The organism is Flavobacterium sp. WG21, from assembly GCF_000335775.1.
Lineage (GTDB): Bacteria > Bacteroidota > Bacteroidia > Flavobacteriales > Flavobacteriaceae > Flavobacterium > Flavobacterium tructae.
This window is the reverse complement of the sequence record NZ_AMYW01000003.1, coordinates 167,514-187,908: the sequence shown is the minus strand read 5'-3', so window position 1 is coordinate 187,908 and position 20,395 is coordinate 167,514. Positions and strand designations below refer to the sequence as shown.

Here is a 20,395-nt window from a genome sequence, read left to right as displayed (position 1 = left end):
ACGACGTTTCTATTGATTAAAAACGTGCCAAATGCGATTTCGATTATTATTCTCAGAAAACGTTTTAGAGAAAGTACTATAATCAGTGAAAAGCAAATTTACTTACTATTTTTAAAAATATAGTCTATAAATTCGATAGAAAATAGGATTTTTTCATTTACACAAAACACCTCTTAAATATAATTTTCTGATAATTTATACCATTGCAATCCCTTATCTTTGTAATAAATTATAGATTTTAATTTTAATTTAATAAAAATGTTCTTCACGAATGTTTTTTGTCACTGATTAAAAGGATTAAAAATATTCGCCACGAATTGCACGAATTTCCACAAATTAATTAGTGTTAATTCGTGGAATTTGTGGCAAAAAAAGTGTAAACCTGTTCAAACCGTTAAAACCGTGGGCATTAATTCCCTCCTATTATCAATGCAAAACTCACTAAAAAATATATTCCCTAATTTTTCCGACGAACTTATTGCAACAATTGAAGAAAACGGAAGTCCGCAGGATTTTGAAGTCGGAACCATCCTAATGCGAACCGGGCAATACATTAAAAATACCGTGTTAATCACCAAAGGAAAAATTAAAATTTACCGCGAAGGTGAAGATGGCGGCGAGTTTTTAATGTACTACCTACAACCCGGGCAAGCCTGTGCCATTTCGATGATCTGCACCGCTAAAAGCGAAAAAAGCCAGATAATGGCAAAAGTTGTCGAAGATGTTTCGGTTATGATGATTCCCTTGCAAATGATGGACAAATGGATGATGGAACACCGAACCTGGTATGAATTTGTAATCGATACCTACCGCAGCCGCTTTGAAGAAGTTCTCGAAGTGGTAGACAATATTGCTTTCCGGTCTATGGATGAGCGTTTAGAGTTTTACCTCAAACGACATTCTGATGCTTGTGGCTGCTCTGAAGTCAATCTGTCTCATCAGGAAATTGCAACCGAATTAAATACTTCCAGAGAGGTAATCTCCCGACTCCTCAAAAAAATGGAACAAAGAGGTCTGGTCAAACTCAACCGCAATCAAATCGAACTATTAAAGTAAAAACATTTACTTTTTTGTTCTTAACCATTAAAAGATTAAGAAAAATTAAGATTTAAAGACAACGATTGTCACATTGAACGAAATCGAAATGCTTTACGTGTTCTCGACTCCGCTCGAACTGACCAATAAACTTGTGTAATTCGTGGCAGAAAAAAAACTTATGTGATAAATGTTACTGTAGTTTTCTTTCCAACAAAGCATCTTTGCATTAAAACAACTGCAATGGAATATTTGGGATATTTTGCTTCGATTATTATCGGAATTTCACTGGGCCTTATTGGCGGTGGCGGGTCTATACTAACTATTCCAATTTTGGTGTATTTGTTCAAAGTAAATCCGGAACAAGCTACCTCTTATTCTTTATTTATAGTGGGATTAACTGCCATGTTTGGAAGTTACAGTCATTACAAAATGGGGAATCTTAAACTTAAGTCGGCTTTGTATTTTGCGATTCCTTCTGTCATTTCGATTCTGATTATTCGGGAAGTTATTTTTCCTCAAATTGCTTCTACCCTGTTTTCTATAGCTTCATATTCGGTTTCCAAAGATTTTCTCATCATGATTATCTTCTCGGTATTGATGATTACAGCAGCAATTTCGATGATCCGAAAAAATAAACCCGAAACAAAAGCCACCGAAACTAATTATATTCAATTAAGTATAATTGGATTTTTAGTTGGAATTGTGACCGGATTTTTGGGTGCCGGAGGTGGTTTTTTAATTATTCCTGCACTGCTTTTCTTCGCTAATTTACCCATGAAACAAGCCGTTGGAACTTCATTGTTGATTATTACGATTAACTCTTCGATAGGTTTCGGCGGCGATTTATACATCGGAACTCCTATCGATTATACTTTTTTATTAGGCGTTTCGGCAATGGCACTCTTTGGAATGTTTATAGGAAGCCAGCTTTCTAAAAAAATCGACGGGGCAAAACTAAAGCCTATTTTTGGATGGTTTGTTCTCGTAATGGGATTTTATATTATTACCAAGGAAGTTTTGTTTTAAAATTATTTTTTCTCGCAGATAAAGCCGATTTTTATTTTAGTTAAGTGTAGAATATCTTTACTTAAGATCTAAAAAAAGCATAAAAACTTTATTTTTAGACCAAATAATCACAATCATTGTCATTTCGACGAAGGAGAAATCTCCGCGAGAAGCTCAACAAAGATTGACTTTCTTTGGGGAGTTACTTGCGGAGTTTCCTCGTACCTTTGAATGACAAAAGTGCGCAGGCTAACTTTACACTTAAGCCTTTTTTACTTCCACCAATAATAATAGTTATGTTGACCGTCGTATTCAAAACCACAGCGCGGATATAATTGGTTTCCTATATCATTTGTTTTTTCGGTTTCCAGCATCAAACCACAAGCATTGGTTTCCTCACACCATTCTTTACTGCGATCAATTAACGCTACAGAAAATCCTTTGCCTCTGTAATCAGGATGCACAAAAAGATCATTTAGTAACCATAGTCTTTGCATTTTAGTAGAGCTAAATAATTTATAGAGCTGTACAAAACCAACAGCTTTTCCGTTTGCAATCGCTAAAAAAATATCCGATTCATTATGCAACAATCGTTCTTTAAGAAATGTTTTTCCTGCCTCAACATCAGATTTCTGACGATAGAAAACACGATAGAGGTCAAAAAGTTCTGCTGTTTCATTGAGATCTTCTAAACTTGCTTTTTTGATTTGGTAATCCATTATTTTAAATTTTGAGATTAAAAGAACGAAAATATTCTAAAACTTAAACTCTTTTATAGTCCAGATTTCATAAAACGGGATCATCCAGCGTTTCGGTCAAGCCTGCAAAAAAGGGTTTTAACTAGCGCGAACTCATGATATATTAGAAATTTCGAATTTATCAAAATTGAATAGACGTGGGTTTTAACCCATGGAATCGTAATAATCATTTATTTGGGCTAAAGCCTCCTCAGGATTAAACAAAAAAAACCGCTGGTTAAAACCAACGGCTATGCATATCATTAACTCGTAAAAATTTGTGAATTCGCGGCTATAAAATCTAATGTTCCCCATACCCGATATCATCCATTTTCCCACTAAAAACACGGTATTGAATAATAAAATAGATAATCACCAAAAACAAAGCGATAAAAAACCAACTCATTCCGGCATTCAATCCATATTCGCCGGCGGCAGTGTTATAAATAGTTAGGGATGGATTTATATTATTTGTAGAAGGCAAAACATTCGGAAAAATGGAAACGGCAGTTGAAGCAAATCCACCTACCAAAAACAAAGATGAAAACAAAAATCCATAACCGTCTTTTTTCCACGAACGTACTTTGAATAATCCTAAAATCCCAACAAAAGTCATCAATGGAAAAAACCAAAGAATTGGATTCTCTACAAAATTATGGAAAGGCTTTGGCTCAATAAAGTGCCAGATTTGCAATGAAATACACACCAAAACCAACAAAACAATATTCAATTTAAAAACAACATTTTTAAGCTGTGGATTCAAAGCTGAATTGGTTTTAAAGATGATCCAGTTCGCACCGTGGATGGTTAAGGAAACCACACTCACAATTCCCAGGAAAAGTGTAAACCAGTCTATAATCCCCAATTCACTTGCCTGCGGACTAAAAGTTGGATTCCACAATGGTAAAAAGAAATAATGCGCCTCCTGAGTCGAAACGCCGTTGGTAACCATTCCAAGGTTGACACCGCGAACGATATTCCCCAAGGCAATTCCGAAGAACAAAGCCAAAAGTAAACTTGCAATTCCAAAAGCCTTATCCCAGATTGCTTCCCACATGGGATGATGCACCTGTCCGCGCATTTCCAAACCAATGGCACGAAAGATCAGTAACCATAAAATCATGATCAAAGGCAGATAAAATCCGCTGAAAGAAGAAGCATACAAAGTAGGGAAAGCAAAAAACAAAACACCTCCTGCAGCGATAATCCATACTTCGTTGGCATCCCAAAACGGACCGATTGCGTTTGTAATTGCTTTTTTATCTTTTTCAGTTTTGGCAAAAAATAAATGAATAATTCCTGCTCCAAAATCATAACCGTCTAACACAATATAAACGGCCAAAATTCCCATTAAAACTACGTACCAAAAAAATTCCATACTTATATATTTTCAGTTATGACTTCAGTGTGAGGCCCCTTATTGATGATTTTTCCAATCAAAAGCAAAAACAACATTCCCAGTAAAAGATACAATCCTATAAAACCCAGTAAGGTAAATAGTGTATTTCCGGAAGATACGGTTGGAGAGGCTCCGGCTGCGGTTCGCATTAAATTGTAAACAAGCCAAGGCTGTCTGCCCAGTTCGGCCGTGTACCAGCCAGTTGTATTGGCGATGTAGGGGAATGGCATCATAAAAAGCAAAGACCAGAGAATCCACTTGGTTTCGTACAATTTACCTCTGATCAATTGAAACAAAGCAAGGGACATCAAACCAATAAAAACTGTTCCAAGTCCCACCATAATATGATAGGCATAATACAAACCTGAAATATTAGTAGGATGAAGATCTTCTTCAAACTGATCCAAGCCTTTAATTTCCTGCTCCCAGTTTCCGTAAGTCAAGAAACTCAGAATATTCGGAACGGCAATCTTGTTGTCCAGTTTTTTATCTTTAACATCAGGCTGTCCTATTAAAACAATTTCAGAACCTTTTTTCTCGGTATGAAAAATTCCTTCCATAGCCGCAAAAGTTACCGGTTGGTATTTCACCACATTTTTGGCCAGTAAATCTCCAGTTGGAACAGCCACAATCATACTGGCAATCAATCCAAAGATCACTCCCGTTTTAAGAAACAGTTTTCCGAAAACAATATTCTTTTTGCTTAAAATATAAAAAGAACCAATTCCTGCCACAACAAAAGAACTTGTCACTAAAGAAGCGGCCTGATTGTGTAAATAGGATGGCCATAACCAAGGATTTAGAAACAGTGCTTTGAAATTGGTCAACACGAATTTTCCGTTCTCCAAAATCTCGTAACCTACCGGATTCTGCATCCATGAATGTGTTGCGATGATTAAATAACCACTGGCCCAGGAACCGATACAGATTAGTAATCCGGTGACAAAATGCCATTTATGTCCCAATAATTTTTCTCCAAACAAAAACAGACCTAAAAAAGAGGATTCCAGAAAAAACGAAAACATACCTTCCATGGCCAATGTCTGACCGATAATCCCTCCGGTTAACTCGGAGAACTTTGCCCAGTTGGTTCCAAACTGAAACTCCATCGGAATTCCGGTTACCACCCCCATCGCAAAATTCAGGGCGAAGATTTTCATCCAGAAATGGGTGGCGTGATTGTATTGTTCGTTTTTAGTTTTGAGATATTTCCATTTGAAGTACACAATGATCAGCGAAAGACCCATTGTAAGTTGCGGAAAAAGATAGTGGAAAGTAATCGTGAAGGCAAATTGCATTCGGTCATAAAAAAGCATTTCTTCCATAGCGGTATTTTATTTATGAAGTCCCACAAATTTACCCATTAAAACCCGAAACTCCTGCCTTTAAAAAAAGTTTATCCCCTGATAATTGTTAAACTTTTCAACAATTTGAAAGTACCAATTATATTTATAGTTTAACTACTTCGCCATTATTTGTCATTTCGACGAAGGAGAAATCACATCCAATATTCCACAAAGTTTAGCGATTTTGATTGCGGAGTTTCTTGTACGATTTCTCCCTTCGGTCGAAATGACAAGATTATCCATACTATTCTTTCTTCAAAATCCCTTTTTCAACACTTTCGTTTATTAATCCTTCGGCATAACTCCATAATGTTTTAGAGCCTTCTTTTATCACGCTCTTTTTCTCGTACACTTTATCATAACTTACACCAAACTCTTTCCAGGTTCCTCCATTGTTAGAAGTATTCTGCAACAAAGGCTCTAAACGATCCATCGATCTGGCAAATTTAGCTTCGTTGGTCTCACCTGTTTCAAATTCTTCCCAGATAGCAATTAGTTCTTCGGCCTGCTTTTTCGGAAGCAAACCAAAAATACGATTCGCCGCCAATCGTTCTTCATCGGTATTCGAATGATTCTTTTGTGAATCATATATAAAGGTATCACCTGCGTCAATTTCTACAATATCGTGTATCAAAACCATTTTCACGACTTTCAAAACATCAATTGGTTCATCTGAATGTTCGGCCAAAACGATTGCCATTAAAGCCAAATGCCAGCTGTGTTCTGCATCATTTTCGTTTCGGTCACTATGAAACAGCTTCGTTTTCCGCTGAATGTATTTTACCTTATCAATTTCTTTTATAAAAGCAATCTGATTCAATAAATCTTCTGTTTTCATCTTTTTAACTGTTTATTGGTTTTAAAATGACATTCGTCATATGCAAAATTATAAGTTAAAGCTTAATTGCACGGGTTTAAATCAAATAATATAACTTCTATGATAAAATCCGCTTTTTATTTCACACCGAAATTAAATTTCTGTAACAATAGTCACTTAATTTCCCGAAAAACAGACTTACCTTTGTATCACATTATTTTAGATTTCAAATCATGAAAATAGAACAAATTTACACCGGATGCCTTGCGCAGGGTGCCTATTATATTACTTCAAATGGTGAAGCCGCAATTATTGATCCGTTAAGAGAAATTCAGCCTTACTTAGACCGTTTAGAACGTGATGAGGTAAAATTGAAATATATTTTTGAAACGCATTTTCACGCCGATTTTGTTTCCGGACATGTCGATTTAAGCAAAGAAACTCAGGCGCCAATCGTTTACGGACCCAACGCTGCCTGCGAATTTGACTGTATTTCAGCAAAAGACGGACAGGAATTCAAAATTGGAAATATCACCATCAAAGCGCTGCATACTCCGGGGCATACCATGGAAAGCACCACTTATTTACTAATTGATGAAAACGGAAAAGATCACGCCATTTTCTCCGGAGATACTTTATTTATCGGAGATGTTGGACGCCCAGATTTGGCTCAGAAAGCAGCCGGGATGACACAAGACCAATTAGCAGGGATTTTATACCATTCGTTACGAGATAAAATTATGACTTTGGCCGATGATGTGATCGTTTATCCTGCCCACGGTGCGGGAAGCGCTTGCGGAAAAAACATGAGCAAAGAAACGGTTTCTACAATAGGAAATCAAAAAGCAACCAACTATGCGTTGCGTGCCAATATGACCGAAGCCGAATTTATTACTGAAGTCACAGACGGATTATTGCCGCCTCCAGCCTATTTCAGTATGAATGTGGCAATGAACAAACAAGGTTACGAAAGTTTTGAAACGGTTTTGTACAATGGAATGAAAACCATCAAAGCAGAAGAATTTGAAGCCGTAGCTGAAGAAACAGGTGCTTTGATTCTGGATACCAGAAGCGCTGCCAATTTTAGTAAAGGATTTATTCCGCAATCAATTAATATTGGAATCAATGGCGATTTTGCTCCTTGGGTTGGAACTTTAATTGGTGATGTAAAACAGCCTATTATACTAGTAACGGAAACCGGTCTTGAAGAAGAAACTGTAACCCGTTTAAGCCGTGTAGGATTTGACACGATTATTGGTCACTTAGAAGGCGGTTTTGAAGCCTGGGAAAAAGCAGGTTACGAAATTGATACTGTAAACAGAATCACTGCTCAACAATTTTCAAATGAGTTCAAATTCGGAGAAGACAAAGTAATCGACATTCGTAAAGAAACGGAATATGCTGCAGAGCACATCGAAGACGCATACAGTAAACCACTGGCTTACATTAATGATTGGGTAAAAGACATTAACCCAAACGAACATTTTTATCTGCATTGCGCCGGAGGATATCGCAGTATGATTGCTGCTTCAATCTTACAGGCTCGCGGTTTCAGAAATTTTAGCGAAATTGAAGGCGGTTTTGGAGCCATTTCTAAAACAGAAATTCCGAAATCAGATTTTGTTTGTCAAAGTAAAGTGCTGAAATAAAGTTGCTGAGGCTCTAAGTCGCTAAGATTCTAAGATTTTACCTTTGAAATTTAACGACGAGACCTTATTAATAAAACACTTAAAAATACAACTCAGAACCTTAGAATCTTAGTAACTTAGAACCTCAAAAAAAATGCTTGAAATCTTAAAAGAACCTTGGCCTTGGTATGTTTCCGGGCCGTTAATCGGATTAACTGTTCCTGTTTTATTGATTCTCGGAAATAAATCTTTCGGAATCAGTTCTTCACTTCGTCACATTTGTGCGGCTTGTATTCCTGCCAATATTTCTTTCTTTAAATACGACTGGAAAAAAGAAAGCTGGAATTTATTTTTCGTTTTCGGAATCTTCCTGGGCGGAGTCATTGCCGCATATTTCCTGGCAAATCCAAATCCAATAGAAATTAGTCCCGAATTATCAACGAAATTAGCTGCCTATGGAATCACCGATCATAACGGTTTGGTTCCTGCACAATTATTCTCCTGGGAAAGTTTATTCACACTTCGTGGTTTTATCATGATTGTGGTAGGCGGATTTCTGGTAGGTTTTGGAACGCGTTATGCCGGCGGATGCACCAGCGGACATGCCATTATGGGAATTTCAAATTTACAATGGCCATCATTGGTAGCGACAATCTGTTTTATGATTGGAGGTTTTGTGATGACACTTTTGATCTTACCTTATATTCTTTCACTTTAAAATTTCAAAAATGAGTTTAGAAAATAAAACAGTCGATGGCGAGGGAATCAATGCAAGCCAGAAAAAAGAAACGGTCTTTGGAAATCTTAAATATTTAATTGTTGGGATCTTTTTCGGAATCGTATTCGTAAAAACTGAAATCATAAGCTGGTTCCGTATTCAGGAAATGTTCCATCTTGAATCATTTCATATGTACGGTGTAATTGGAAGTGCAGTTGCTGTTGGAGTAATCTCCGTATTTCTTATTAAAAAGTTCAACATAAAAACACTGCAAGGCGAAAAAATCGAAATTCAACCCAAAACATTCAGTAAAGGACAAATTTATGGAGGTCTTTTATTTGGTTTTGGATGGGCCATTACAGGCGCTTGTCCGGGGCCTTTATTTGCCCAAATTGGTACTGGTGCAACTGTTATTATTGTAACACTGATAAGTGCCATCTTTGGAACCTGGGTTTATGGTCTTATTAAAGACAAATTGCCTCATTAATATTCTTACTTATATTATACACATCAAACCCAACAAGTTTTAAAAACCTGTTGGGTTTACTAATAGCTAACAGATGACTCACATTACCGAAAACTTAATTTTAAGAAAAGCGATTATTTCTGACGTTCCTTTCATTTGGGAGATTCTGCAAGATGCTATCGAACAGCGAAGACTGGACGGAAGCACACAATGGCAGGACGGTTATCCTAATGAGCTTACCATTCATACCGATATTGAAAACGATCACGGGTACGTGCTTACAGAAAACGACACTATTTTATCTTATGCGGCGATTCTTTTTGATAAAGAACCGGCCTACGAAGTCATAGAAGGTAAATGGCTCACTGATGGTGATTATGGAGCTGTTCATCGGGTAGCAGTATCAAAACTCGCAAAAGGTAAAGGTATTGCAACCAAACTGTTTGAAAAGATAGAAAGTTTATGCCTCAAACAGAACATATACAGTATAAAGGTAGACACGAATTTTGACAATATTCCAATGCTTAAAATTTTAGACAGACTGAAATATACCTATTGTGGTGAAGTTTTTTTCAGAGGAGGAGCACGAAAAGCGTTTGAAAAAAAGCTGATTTAGAAAATATAACAATAAAATAAGTAAACCCGACAGATTTCAAGAACCTGTCGGGTTTTATTTTGCCTGCGATTAAGTTCTGTCGTTTTTTTAAGACATTTTTTTCTACTAAGAGTATTATCTTCATTTTACTTTCATTAAGTTTACAATACCAGATTTAATCTTACAAAAAAGCGAACCAATCACAGTCCTATGAAACGCTCAGAACAATTGTCGAAACTAGAAAATACAGAACACTGGGATGTAATCATAATTGGCGGGGGAGCAAGCGGTTTGGGGACTGCTCTTGATGCCGCAAGCCGGGGTTATAAGACCATTTTGCTTGAAGCAGTCGACTTTGCAAAGGGAACCTCCAGCCGAAGTACCAAATTAGTTCATGGCGGTGTTCGCTATTTAGAGCAGGGAAATATTCATCTGGTCATCGAAGCTTTGAAAGAAAGAGGATTACTTGCCAAAAATGCCGGCCATTTAGTAAAAAATCAATCTTTTATAATACCTAATTACAACTTCTTTGCCGGTTTATTCTACACCATCGGATTGACTGTTTATGATTTATTGGCAGGGCATTTAAGTTTGGGACGATCAAAATACCTTTCCAGAAAAAAAACAATTGAAATGCTTCCTGCTGTAGCAGAAAAAAATCTCACAAATGGCGTAATTTATCATGATGGCCAATTTGACGATTCCCGACTGGCGATAAACATTGCTCAAACGGCTATTGAAAAAGGAGCCTGCCTTTTAAATTATGTCAAAGTTGTCAATTTACTAAAGAATGATCAGGACCAAATCATCGGTGTTGAAGCCATAAATCATGAGACTGGTAAGAAGTACGAAATCAAAGGGTCGGCTATTATCAATGCAACAGGTGTTTTTACAAATGCCATCATGAAACTTAACGACACTGTGTACAAAAAATACATTGTGCCAAGTCAGGGAATTCATCTTGTATTTGATCAATCCTTTTTGCCGGGTGAACATGCTTTGATGATTCCTAAAACAAGTGATGGAAGAGTTTTGTTTGCCGTTCCCTGGCACAATCGAATTGTAGTCGGAACCACTGATACCTTAATTCGAAAACACAGTCTCGAACCCATTGCGCTAGAGAGTGAAATTGAATTTGTTTTGGAAACTGCTCAACGTTTTCTGGCTAAAAAACCCACAAGAGCCGATGTTTTATCTGTTTTTGCCGGTTTACGACCTTTGGCTGCACCGGAAGAAGAAGGCAAAAGCACCAAAGAAGTTTCCCGAAGCCATAAAATCATAGTTTCAGAAACCGGATTAATCACAATTACCGGAGGCAAATGGACTACTTACAGAAAAATTTCTGAGGATATTATCGATAAGGCTATCAAAATAGGCAAATTACCTAAAAAAACTTGTATTACTGAGCATCTTCCGATTCATGGAAATAAAGCCACTACAAATTCAGACAGAACAAATCATTTATATATCTATGGATCAGACCTTCCTAAGATAATAGAATTGCAGAAGAGAGAGCCTGAACTGAAAGAAAAACTACATCCGGATCACGAATTCACCATGGTTGAAGTTGTTTGGGCTATTCGATATGAAATGGCAAGAACGGTAGATGACATTCTCGCAAGACGTGTTCGCTTGTTGTTCTTAGATGCCAGAGCTGCCATAGCTTCTTCTGAAAAAGTAGCGCGCCTTCTGGCAAAGGAACTCGGACATGATGAAACCTGGGTCCTTAGAGAAATGACCAACTTTCATGGAATTGCAAAAGGTTTTCTTCTAAAAGAATTTCAATAGATTTTTATTAACTTAAGAATATAAGATCATGCAGGACAAATTAATTCTGGCTTTGGATCAGGGAACTACTTCATCCAGAGCCATTGTATTCAATCATAAAGGAGAAATAGTCAGTATTTCTCAAAAGCCATTTAAACAAATTTTTCCAAAACCAGGATGGGTCGAACATGATCCTAACGAAATCTGGTCTTCGCAAGTTAGTGTCGCTGCCGAAGTAATAGCAAAAGTTGGAATTACAGGCCGCGAAATTGCAGCCATAGGAATTACCAACCAGCGAGAAACTACCATTGTCTGGGATCGCGAAACAAGTGAACCTGTCTACAAGGCTATTGTCTGGCAAGACCGCAGAACAGCAAAATACTGCGACGAACTAAAAGCAAAAGGACATACAGAAATGATCCAGAAAAAAACCGGATTAATTCTCGATGCTTATTTCTCCGGAACCAAAGTAAAATGGATATTAGACAATGTTCCCGGAGCACGCGAAAAAGCAGAACAGGGAAAACTTTGTTTTGGAACTGTAGATACCTGGTTAATTTGGAAACTAACCCGAAGTAAATTGTTTATGACGGACGTTTCTAATGCCAGCAGAACTTTATTATTCAATATAAACACTCTGGACTGGGACGACGAGTTGCTAACATTATTTGATATTCCGAGAGCTATGCTTCCTGAAGTAAAAGAAAGCAGTGCCATTTATGGAGAAACAAGCACTACCCTATTCTCGACAAAAATTCCAATCAGCGGAGTTGCCGGAGATCAGCAGGCAGCCCTTTTCGGTCAACTGTGTACCAACTCCGGAATGATTAAAAATACGTATGGAACAGGCTGTTTTATGCTGATGAATACCGGTGAAAAACCTATTTTTTCAGCGCACAACTTATTGACTACAATTGCCTGGAAAATCAACGGAAAAACTACCTATGCTTTAGAAGGCAGTGTTTTTGTTGGAGGTGCAGCCGTACAATGGTTACGAGACGGCGCAAAAATAATCAATTCATCAGATGAAATCGAAGCTCTCGCAGCAACTGTGCCTGACAATGGTGGTATTTATTTTGTTCCTGCTTTGACCGGTTTAGGAGCGCCACATTGGGATCAATACGCAAGAGGTGCCATCGTTGGAATTACCAGAGGTACTACAAATGCACATATCGCCAGAGCAACTTTAGAAGGAATTGCTTATCAGGTAAACGATCTGCTCAAAGCTATGGAAGCAGATTCCGGATACAAAGGAATAGAACTACGGGTAGACGGTGGCGCAGCCGCAAATAATTTATTAATGCAATTTCAATCAGACATATTTGGGTCTAATGTAACCCGGCCTACCACATTAGAAACTACAGCTTTGGGAGCCGCATATCTGGCAGGACTAGCCGTGGGATATTGGTCTGGTTTGGACGACCTAAAAGAACAATGGTCGATTGACCAAGTATTTTCTCCAAAAATGGATCAGGCAAAAGTAAAACTACTGGTGAAAAACTGGGACAGAGCTGTTGGCCGCGCATCACATTGGATTGAAGAATAAATTTTAATTACTAACTAAACCGTAAAAAATGACTCCTTTTATAGCAGAAATTTTAGGCACAATGATTATGATTTTATTAGGGAATGGTGTTGTGGCAAACGTCTTACTTAAAGATACCAAAGGAAACAATTCGGGTTGGATGGTGATTACATCAGCTTGGGCATTTGCCGTTTTTGTGGGTGTTACTATCTCGGGACCAATTAGCGGTGCTCATTTAAATCCTATTGTTACACTAGGTTTGGCCCTAATTGGAAAATTTAGCTGGAATCTGGTTCCTGCTTACATCCTTGCTCAAATGATTGGAGCAATGTCAGGTGCTTTTTTAGTTTGGTTGTCTCACAAAGATCATTTTGCAGCAACAGAAGACGAAGGAACTACGCTTGCCTGTTTCTCTACCTCGCCGGCAATCAAAAACAATCTCTCCAACTTAATCAGTGAAGTAATTGCGACTTTTGTCCTAATATTTTCAGTCTTTTATATTGCCGGACCGAGTTTACAAATCGCAACCGATTCTAACGCAACAATTGGTTTAGGAACTATTGGAGCACTTCCGGTAGCAATAGTCGTATGGGCAATTGGTCTGTCATTAGGAGGAACTACAGGTTACGCCATAAATCCCGCAAGAGATTTAGGTCCGAGAATCATGCATGCTATTTTACCTATAAAAGGAAGCAGTAACTGGACGTATGCCTGGATTCCTATTGTAGGCCCCATAATTGGTTCGGGATTAGCTGCCGCACTATATCTGGCAATTAATTAATGCTTAACACACTGAGAGTTCTAAAATTTAGAGCTCATGGGTTTCTCCTATTGTGAGATCGCGTGAGGGATAGAAGCTATCTGCCGAAGCAGTGCGGATAGCCCGACAGCATCCTGATAAGAGGGCGTATAAGCACAACGCAACTTTGCCCTCTTATCGGGATGGTGGCACGCCCTGCTCACTATTTAATTATTTCTTTATATAAGATTTTACCAAGGTTTAATTTTTTGAAAAAGCTTAGTTCGTTTTAAATAAACATTAAATAATTCACAAATCTTACATTAAATTAAAAACTTATAGTATTTTTACCCTAGTTCTATAGGGTATATGAAGTTTAAAATCAGCGTTATTTTTAATTAACAAAAAATTAACGATACATTTGTATATACAAATATGAAAAGTTATACATTTGTATATACAAATTATACACTTACGACTATGACAATTGAAGAGGTTATAAAAAGTACAGTTAAGATGGATAATGCGAGAAAAGTTATTCTGAATATCATGTACACGCAAAATGTGATTCAGGATCATTTCAACGAATTGATAAAACCGTATGATCTGTCCGGAGAGCAATATAATGTACTGCGTATATTAAGAGGACAAAAAGGAAACCCTGCTAATATGTGTGTGATACAGGAGCGTATGCTGGCCAAAACGAGCAACACGACCCGATTAGTAGACAAATTATTATTGAAAGATTTCGTTACCAGAAATGTTTGTCCCGGTAATCGACGCAAAATTGAAGTTTTAATCACCCAAAAGGGACTGGATGTACTGAAAGAATTAGATCCGAAAGTAGACGAGCACGAGCGTTTGTTTGCCAAGAACATAAGCCCAGAAGAATTAGAATTATTAAACCAATTATTAGAGAAATACAGAACCCAACAAAATTAAAATTATGAGTACATTATTAGACAATCTAAACTGGAGATATGCAACAAAGAAATTTGATGCTACCAAAAAAATATCTTCACAAGATTTAAACACTTTAAAAGAAGCTGTTAGATTAAGTGCTTCTTCATACGGATTACAACCCTACAAAGTTATTATCGTTGAAAATCCGGAAATCAGAGAAAAATTAAAAGCTGCTGCTTACGGACAGACACAAATTACAGATGCTTCTCAAATATTTATTTTCGCAAACGACTTAAATTTAGGAGCAGATTCTGTTGATGCTTACATCAACAACATCAGTGAAACAAGAGGTGTTCCTGCTGACGCTTTAGGCGGATTCAGTGACATGATGAAAGGTACTATTTCAAATCTTTCTGTTGAAGCTAAAAATATCTGGACAGCAAAACAAACTTATATCGCTTTAGGTACTTTATTGACTGCCGCTTCTGAATTAAAAATCGATGCAACTCCAATGGAAGGGTTTAATGCTGCTGCATTTAATGAAATTTTAGGTTTTGACAAATTAGGCCTAAACGCTTCTGTTATTGCAACTGTAGGTTACAGACATGATGAGGACGAAACTCAACACTACAAAAAAGTTAGAAAATCACACGAGAATTTATTTATCACTATATAATTATTATTAATCAAAATCAATTTTAACAAAATGAAAAATTTAAAGACAATTGCAATAGCATTATTCGTAGCAGTAGCTGGACTTTCAGTAAACGCACAAACTAAAAAAATCGACGTAAAAGCAAGTACTATCAAATGGGTAGGTAAAAAAGTAACCGGAGAGCACTCAGGAACTGTAAACTTCAAAGAAGGAGCTGTAGTTTTCAAAGGAAAAAAATTAACAGGTGGTAACTTCACTGTTGATATGACTTCATTAACAGCAACAGATTTGACAGGAGAGTACCAAGGAAAATTAAACGGTCACTTAAAAGCTGACGATTTCTTTGGAACTGAGAAATTCCCAACTGCAAAATTAGTTTTCAAAACTATCGGAGCAAAATCTACTGATGTTTACACAGTAACTGCTGATTTAACTATAAAAGGAATCACTAAACCTGTAACTTTTGATATCGCTGTGAAAGGAAATACTGCTACAACAGCTTTCAAAGTGGACAGAACTAAATACGATATCAAATACAACTCTGGTAACTTCTTCCAAAACTTAGGAGACAAAACTATCAATGACGAATTTGAATTGACTGTAGCTTTAAAATTCTAATAGCATAAAAAACAGCAATTCTTATTATTATAAGAAAAACCCCAATAGTTTAACACTATTGGGGTTTATTTTTACATTTTTCCCAAAAAAATAACATTCATAATATTCCCCTAACGCTTTCGTAATACCATACTGGGCTTTGATTAACATTGGCCTTCTACTTTTGAACTTATTAAAAATCAAAAACTAGAAATCAAAATCATAGTTATGAAAGCAAAAATACATCTTATAGTTGTCACGGTTCTTAGTACTTTTTTTCTACAGGCACAACAACAGCCTAAAGGTATTATTGGTACCTCAAACTGGATGAACAACTGGACCAATTTTAAACCTGCCAATACCGAATATAGTGAAGCCACAAACATTATTGCAGGTACCATTAACAAAGACACCAAACTCCTTAAACGCAATACGTATCAATTAGTTGGGGTAGTTTACGTTACCAACAATGCCGTATTATCTATCGAACCGGGAACTGTAATAAGAGGCGACGATAAAACATGTGGAACTCTGGTCATTACAAACGGATCAAAAATTGTAGCCGAAGGTTTAGAAACAGATCCTATTGTTTTTACTTCTAATAAAGAAACGACCCAAAGAAAACCGGGAGACTGGGGTGGAATTATCATTTTGGGAAAAGCACCAATCAACACCCTTGGAGGAGTACATACTTTACCTTTTGATCTAGAACCAATGCTAAACCACTACGGCGGTCAGGATGCCGAAGACAACTCGGGAGTTTTAAAATATGTACGAATTGAATATTCCGGACGAAAACTAAGTGCTGCCAAAGAACTTAACGGACTTTCGCTTGCCGGAGTGGGGAAAAAAACTATTTTAAGCAATATTCAGATTAGTTACTCTAATGATGACTCTTTCGAATGTTACGGAGGAGATTTAAACCTGAACAATTTGGTTTCTTATCGCACCACCGATGATGATTTTGATTTCACTCAGGGCGCACAAATCAACATCAATAACAGTATTGCCATTCGTCATCCTTTTTCATCGGATATTTCGGGCTCAAGATGTTTTGAAGTTGATTCTTATGACAAAATTGGAAATACAGACATGAGCAAAAAATTGACTAAAATTAATGCCAGTAATATTACGCTTATAAATCTGGAAGAAAACAATCAGGGACTCGTGAGAGAATCTGTTTACATCAGAGAGAACACTTTTTTTAATTTTACGAACAGTATTGTTTCCGGATTTACACCTTTTGTTCTGCTGGAAGGAAACATTGGAAACGGCGAGGTTAACTTGGGGAAAATTACCTTCAAAAACTTAATCGTAAATAATTGTAATGGTGGAATCACAAGTGAAGCCGGCGGAGCAAATGCTGCAATTGAAAGTTATTACAACAATCCAATTTTTGACATTAACTTTACTAAAATCAAAAACAGCGAATTGTTTACAACACCAAATATCAAAGGAAGTCCGGACTTTAGGATGAACGTAAACAACACCATAGCCATTGGTAACTAAGGCCTTAAAACAACCTCGCAGCAACAAAATTTAACAAATTTTAAAATTTAGAAAAGTTTTTTTTGACTTTTTATGTCTTCTAATTCAAATTACATTTATATATTTGTGAAATCAAAATAAGATATGAAAACAATAATGAACAATACTTGGTGGTGGAAGAATTTACGTCAAACGTCGTGAACAAAGCTTCCTATGGTATTGTAAAACTATAAATATAAAAGGCTTGTCATCACGACAAGCCTTTTTTTTTGGTCTAAACTCTGATAAGAAAATCTATTAAAAATAAAAAAACGAAATACTTTGAAACCATTTACACTCAACACACACTACAAACAAATTCTGGCAGACACCATTACACCAGTAAGTGTTTACTTTAAAATCCGGGACAAATTCCCAAATAGCTTACTATTGGAAAGCAGTGATTATCACGGAAATGACAACAGTTTCTCTTACATCTGCTGCAATCCCATTGCAACCATTAAAATTGAGAACGAAACTATTTCAAAAACTTTTCCTGACGGAACTAAAGAACGAATCTCTATCGACAGTTCAACGAATATTCCGGAAATTATTCAGGAATTTTCAAGCCAATTCCAATCAGAGAAAAATGATTTTAAATTTATCAATAATGGTTTATTTGGATATATCTCTTACGATGCCGTTCGTTATTTTGAAAAAGTTTCGATTGCCAAAAAAGACAGAGCTACTTTAATTCCGGATGTGTTTTATGCTGTTTATCAAAATATCATTGCCATCAATCACTTTAAAAATGAAGCGTACATTTTTTGTCATAGTGTTGATGGAAGAAATAATATTTCGGAGATAGAACAATTGTTACAATCCAGAAATATAGCCTCTTATAAATTCACCAAGGAAGGTGAAGGTTTCTCTAATTTAACCGATGAAGAATTCAAACACAATGTAGCTTTAGCCAAAAAACACTGTTTCCGTGGAGATGTTTTTCAACTGGTACTTTCACGTCGTTTTACACAAGGTTTCAAAGGCGATGAATTCAACGTATATCGTGCCTTACGAAGCATAAATCCTTCTCCGTACTTATTCTTCTTCGATTATGGCGATTTCAAAATATTCGGATCTTCACCTGAGGCACAAATAATTGTAAAAAATAGAAAAGCCGAAATTCATCCTATAGCGGGAACTTTTAAAAGAACCGGAAATGACGAACAGGACGCTGTTTTAGCCAAACAACTTTCAGAAGATAAAAAGGAAAACAGCGAACACGTGATGCTTGTCGATTTGGCCAGAAATGATTTAAGCCGAAATGGACATGATGTAAATGTTGAAAAATACAGAGAAGTTCAGTTTTTCTCGCATGTAATTCATTTGGTTTCAAAAGTAACAGGTTATCTACATGAAAAAGCAACCACTATGCAGGTGGTAGCCGATACTTTCCCGGCAGGAACTTTAAGCGGAGCTCCAAAACACAGAGCCATGCAACTGATCGAAGATTATGAAAAAACAAATCGTAATTTCTATGGAGGAGCCATTGGGTTCATGGATTTTGAAGGTAATTTCAATCACGCTATTATGATTCGAACCTTCCTGAGTAAAAATCATCAATTACACTGCCAGGCTGGTGCCGGAATTGTTGCCAGTTCTGATGAAGAAAGCGAGATGCAGGAAGTTTACAACAAACTAAGAGCCTTGAATACAGCCTTAGAGATGGCGGAGAAAATATAAGTCATTTTGTTTCAGGTTTGCCTGCGTTACAACAACCTGAAACTTGAAACTTGAAACAAAAAGAACCTGAAACTTGAAACAAAACTAAAAAACAACCATAAACACAACCTAAAAAACGATGAAGAACATTATTCCATTTTTGATTGCCATTGTATTATTTACTTCCTGCGAAGTTAAAAAAGAATCGAACACACTTCCTTTAAGCGGAACCTGGCGGTTGATATCAGCTGAAACCACCGAAAAAGATTCTACGTTCTCGACTTTCAATCCAAAAACAAAAATGATTAAAATTATAAATGATAGCCATTTTGCTTTTTTCAATCATGATTTAAATAACGGTAAGGATTCAACGAATGCAGTATTCTTTGGCGGAGGTGGAAAATATACTTTAAAAGACAGTATTTATACCGAAAATCTGGAATACTTCAATAACCGTCAATGGGAAAACAATAAGTTTGAGTTTGTTGTAAAAATTAAAAACGATACGCTGATTCAAAAGGGAATCGAAAAATTAGAAAAATTAGGAATCGATCGAATTATCACTGAAAAGTACGTTCGGGAAAAATAAAAATTAGTTTCAGGTTTTCTTTGTTTCAGGTTTCAAGTTGTTGAAACCTGAAACCTGAAACCTGAGACTTGAAACAAAAAACACAATGAAAAAAATATTAGTTATAGACAATTACGATAGTTTCACTTATAATTTAGTACACTATCTGGAAGATTTGAACTGTGAAGTTACCGTATACAGAAACGATGAATTTGATATTGATGAAATCGCCTCTTTTGATAAAATATTACTTTCTCCGGGTCCGGGAATTCCGGATGAAGCGGGATTATTGAAAGCCGTGATTCAAAAATACGCTCCAACAAAAAGTATTTTAGGCGTTTGCTTAGGACAACAGGCTATTGGAGAAGTTTTCGGAGGAACACTTTCAAACCTGGACAAGGTATACCATGGTGTCGCTACAAATGTAAAAACAGTTGTTTCAGACGAAATTTTGTTCGAAGGTTTAGGCAATGAATTTGAGGTCGGTCGATACCATTCCTGGGTTGTTGATGCCAACTTACCAGATGTTCTTGAAGCCACTTCAGTTGATGAAAACGGACAAATCATGTCGTTAAGACACAAAACTTTTGATGTTCGCGGAGTACAATTCCATCCGGAAAGTGTTCTGACACCAAAAGGAAAACTAATTTTAGAGAATTGGATTAAAAGCTAGTAAAAAATAGTTTCAAGTTTCAAGTTTTAG

At 36.6% G+C, this 20,395-nt stretch carries 20 protein-coding genes; 16 read left to right on the top strand and 4 right to left on the bottom strand.

Features of this window, described 5'->3' with window-relative positions:
- The first annotated feature begins 429 nt into the window (after nucleotides 1–429).
- Entirely contained in the window at nucleotides 430–1,056 is a 627-nt protein-coding gene (locus C245_RS0103935; protein WP_017495278.1) for a Crp/Fnr family transcriptional regulator, read from the top strand.
- Nucleotides 1,057–1,278: 222 nt separating this feature from the next.
- Entirely contained in the window at nucleotides 1,279–2,064 is a 786-nt protein-coding gene (locus C245_RS0103930) for a sulfite exporter TauE/SafE family protein (protein WP_017495277.1), read from the top strand.
- Between the two features lie 251 nt (nucleotides 2,065–2,315).
- Here C245_RS0103930 and C245_RS0103925 read toward each other — a convergent pair whose 3' ends face one another.
- The 4 genes from C245_RS0103925 to C245_RS0103910 form a co-directional block, all read right to left on the bottom strand.
- The gene (locus tag C245_RS0103925; RefSeq protein ID WP_017495276.1) at nucleotides 2,316–2,762 is read right to left on the bottom strand and encodes a GNAT family N-acetyltransferase; all 447 of its coding nucleotides are present in this window, start codon (nucleotides 2,760–2,762) and stop codon (nucleotides 2,316–2,318) included.
- 319 nt (nucleotides 2,763–3,081) lie between these two features.
- On the bottom strand, nucleotides 3,082–4,158 hold the full coding sequence (cydB, locus tag C245_RS0103920) for a cytochrome d ubiquinol oxidase subunit II (protein WP_017495275.1): 1,077 nt from the start codon (nucleotides 4,156–4,158) through the stop codon (nucleotides 3,082–3,084).
- Nucleotides 4,159–4,160: 2 nt separating this feature from the next.
- A complete protein-coding gene (locus tag C245_RS0103915) occupies nucleotides 4,161–5,504 on the bottom strand; it encodes a cytochrome ubiquinol oxidase subunit I (RefSeq protein WP_017495274.1) in 1,344 nt (447 codons plus the stop codon).
- 265 nt (nucleotides 5,505–5,769) lie between these two features.
- Nucleotides 5,770–6,363: an HD family hydrolase gene (locus tag C245_RS0103910; RefSeq protein WP_017495273.1), complete on the bottom strand. Its 594-nt coding sequence runs from the start codon at nucleotides 6,361–6,363 to the stop codon at nucleotides 5,770–5,772.
- A 212-nt stretch (nucleotides 6,364–6,575) separates the two neighbouring features.
- On the opposite strand from C245_RS0103910, the gene C245_RS0103905 reads away from it, so the two are divergent.
- The 14 genes from C245_RS0103905 to C245_RS0103840 all read left to right on the top strand — a co-directional run bounded on the left by C245_RS0103905 (nucleotide 6,576) and on the right by C245_RS0103840 (nucleotide 20,365).
- Complete coding sequence (locus tag C245_RS0103905; RefSeq protein ID WP_017495272.1) at nucleotides 6,576–7,991, top strand: rhodanese-like domain-containing protein; 1,416 nt, start codon at nucleotides 6,576–6,578, stop codon at nucleotides 7,989–7,991.
- Nucleotides 7,992–8,124: 133 nt separating this feature from the next.
- Nucleotides 8,125–8,688 (top strand): YeeE/YedE family protein, encoded by a 564-nt coding sequence (locus C245_RS0103900; RefSeq protein ID WP_017495271.1) that lies wholly within the window; start codon nucleotides 8,125–8,127, stop codon nucleotides 8,686–8,688.
- A 10-nt stretch (nucleotides 8,689–8,698) separates the two neighbouring features.
- Complete coding sequence (locus C245_RS0103895) at nucleotides 8,699–9,175, top strand: DUF6691 family protein (RefSeq protein WP_017495270.1); 477 nt, start codon at nucleotides 8,699–8,701, stop codon at nucleotides 9,173–9,175.
- Nucleotides 9,176–9,248: 73 nt separating this feature from the next.
- On the top strand, nucleotides 9,249–9,770 hold the full coding sequence (locus C245_RS0103890) for a GNAT family N-acetyltransferase (protein ID WP_017495269.1): 522 nt from the start codon (nucleotides 9,249–9,251) through the stop codon (nucleotides 9,768–9,770).
- A gap of 189 nt (nucleotides 9,771–9,959) precedes the next feature.
- Nucleotides 9,960–11,537 (top strand): glycerol-3-phosphate dehydrogenase/oxidase, encoded by a 1,578-nt coding sequence (locus C245_RS0103885; RefSeq protein WP_017495268.1) that lies wholly within the window; start codon nucleotides 9,960–9,962, stop codon nucleotides 11,535–11,537.
- Nucleotides 11,538–11,565: 28 nt separating this feature from the next.
- Nucleotides 11,566–13,062, top strand: a complete 1,497-nt coding sequence (glpK, locus tag C245_RS0103880) for a glycerol kinase GlpK (protein WP_017495267.1) — start codon at nucleotides 11,566–11,568, stop codon at nucleotides 13,060–13,062.
- Between the two features lie 28 nt (nucleotides 13,063–13,090).
- On the top strand, nucleotides 13,091–13,822 hold the full coding sequence (locus C245_RS0103875; RefSeq protein WP_017495266.1) for an MIP/aquaporin family protein: 732 nt from the start codon (nucleotides 13,091–13,093) through the stop codon (nucleotides 13,820–13,822).
- Between the two features lie 438 nt (nucleotides 13,823–14,260).
- Nucleotides 14,261–14,722 carry a MarR family winged helix-turn-helix transcriptional regulator gene (locus C245_RS0103870; RefSeq protein ID WP_017495265.1) on the top strand — a complete coding sequence of 154 codons (462 nt, stop codon included), beginning with the start codon at nucleotides 14,261–14,263 and terminating at the stop codon, nucleotides 14,720–14,722.
- A gap of 4 nt (nucleotides 14,723–14,726) precedes the next feature.
- On the top strand, nucleotides 14,727–15,359 hold the full coding sequence (locus C245_RS0103865) for an NAD(P)H-dependent oxidoreductase (protein WP_017495264.1): 633 nt from the start codon (nucleotides 14,727–14,729) through the stop codon (nucleotides 15,357–15,359).
- A gap of 30 nt (nucleotides 15,360–15,389) precedes the next feature.
- A complete protein-coding gene (locus C245_RS0103860) occupies nucleotides 15,390–15,956 on the top strand; it encodes a YceI family protein (RefSeq protein WP_017495263.1) in 567 nt (188 codons plus the stop codon).
- Between the two features lie 207 nt (nucleotides 15,957–16,163).
- Nucleotides 16,164–17,444, top strand: coding sequence for a hypothetical protein (locus tag C245_RS0103855; RefSeq protein WP_017495262.1), 1,281 nt, complete (start codon nucleotides 16,164–16,166; stop codon nucleotides 17,442–17,444).
- Nucleotides 17,445–17,744: 300 nt separating this feature from the next.
- Nucleotides 17,745–19,145, top strand: coding sequence for an anthranilate synthase component I family protein (locus C245_RS0103850; protein ID WP_026109852.1), 1,401 nt, complete (start codon nucleotides 17,745–17,747; stop codon nucleotides 19,143–19,145).
- Between the two features lie 118 nt (nucleotides 19,146–19,263).
- Nucleotides 19,264–19,713, top strand: coding sequence for a hypothetical protein (locus C245_RS0103845; protein WP_017495260.1), 450 nt, complete (start codon nucleotides 19,264–19,266; stop codon nucleotides 19,711–19,713).
- Between the two features lie 85 nt (nucleotides 19,714–19,798).
- Entirely contained in the window at nucleotides 19,799–20,365 is a 567-nt protein-coding gene (locus tag C245_RS0103840; RefSeq protein WP_017495259.1) for an aminodeoxychorismate/anthranilate synthase component II, read from the top strand.
- Nucleotides 20,366–20,395 lie beyond the last annotated feature (30 nt).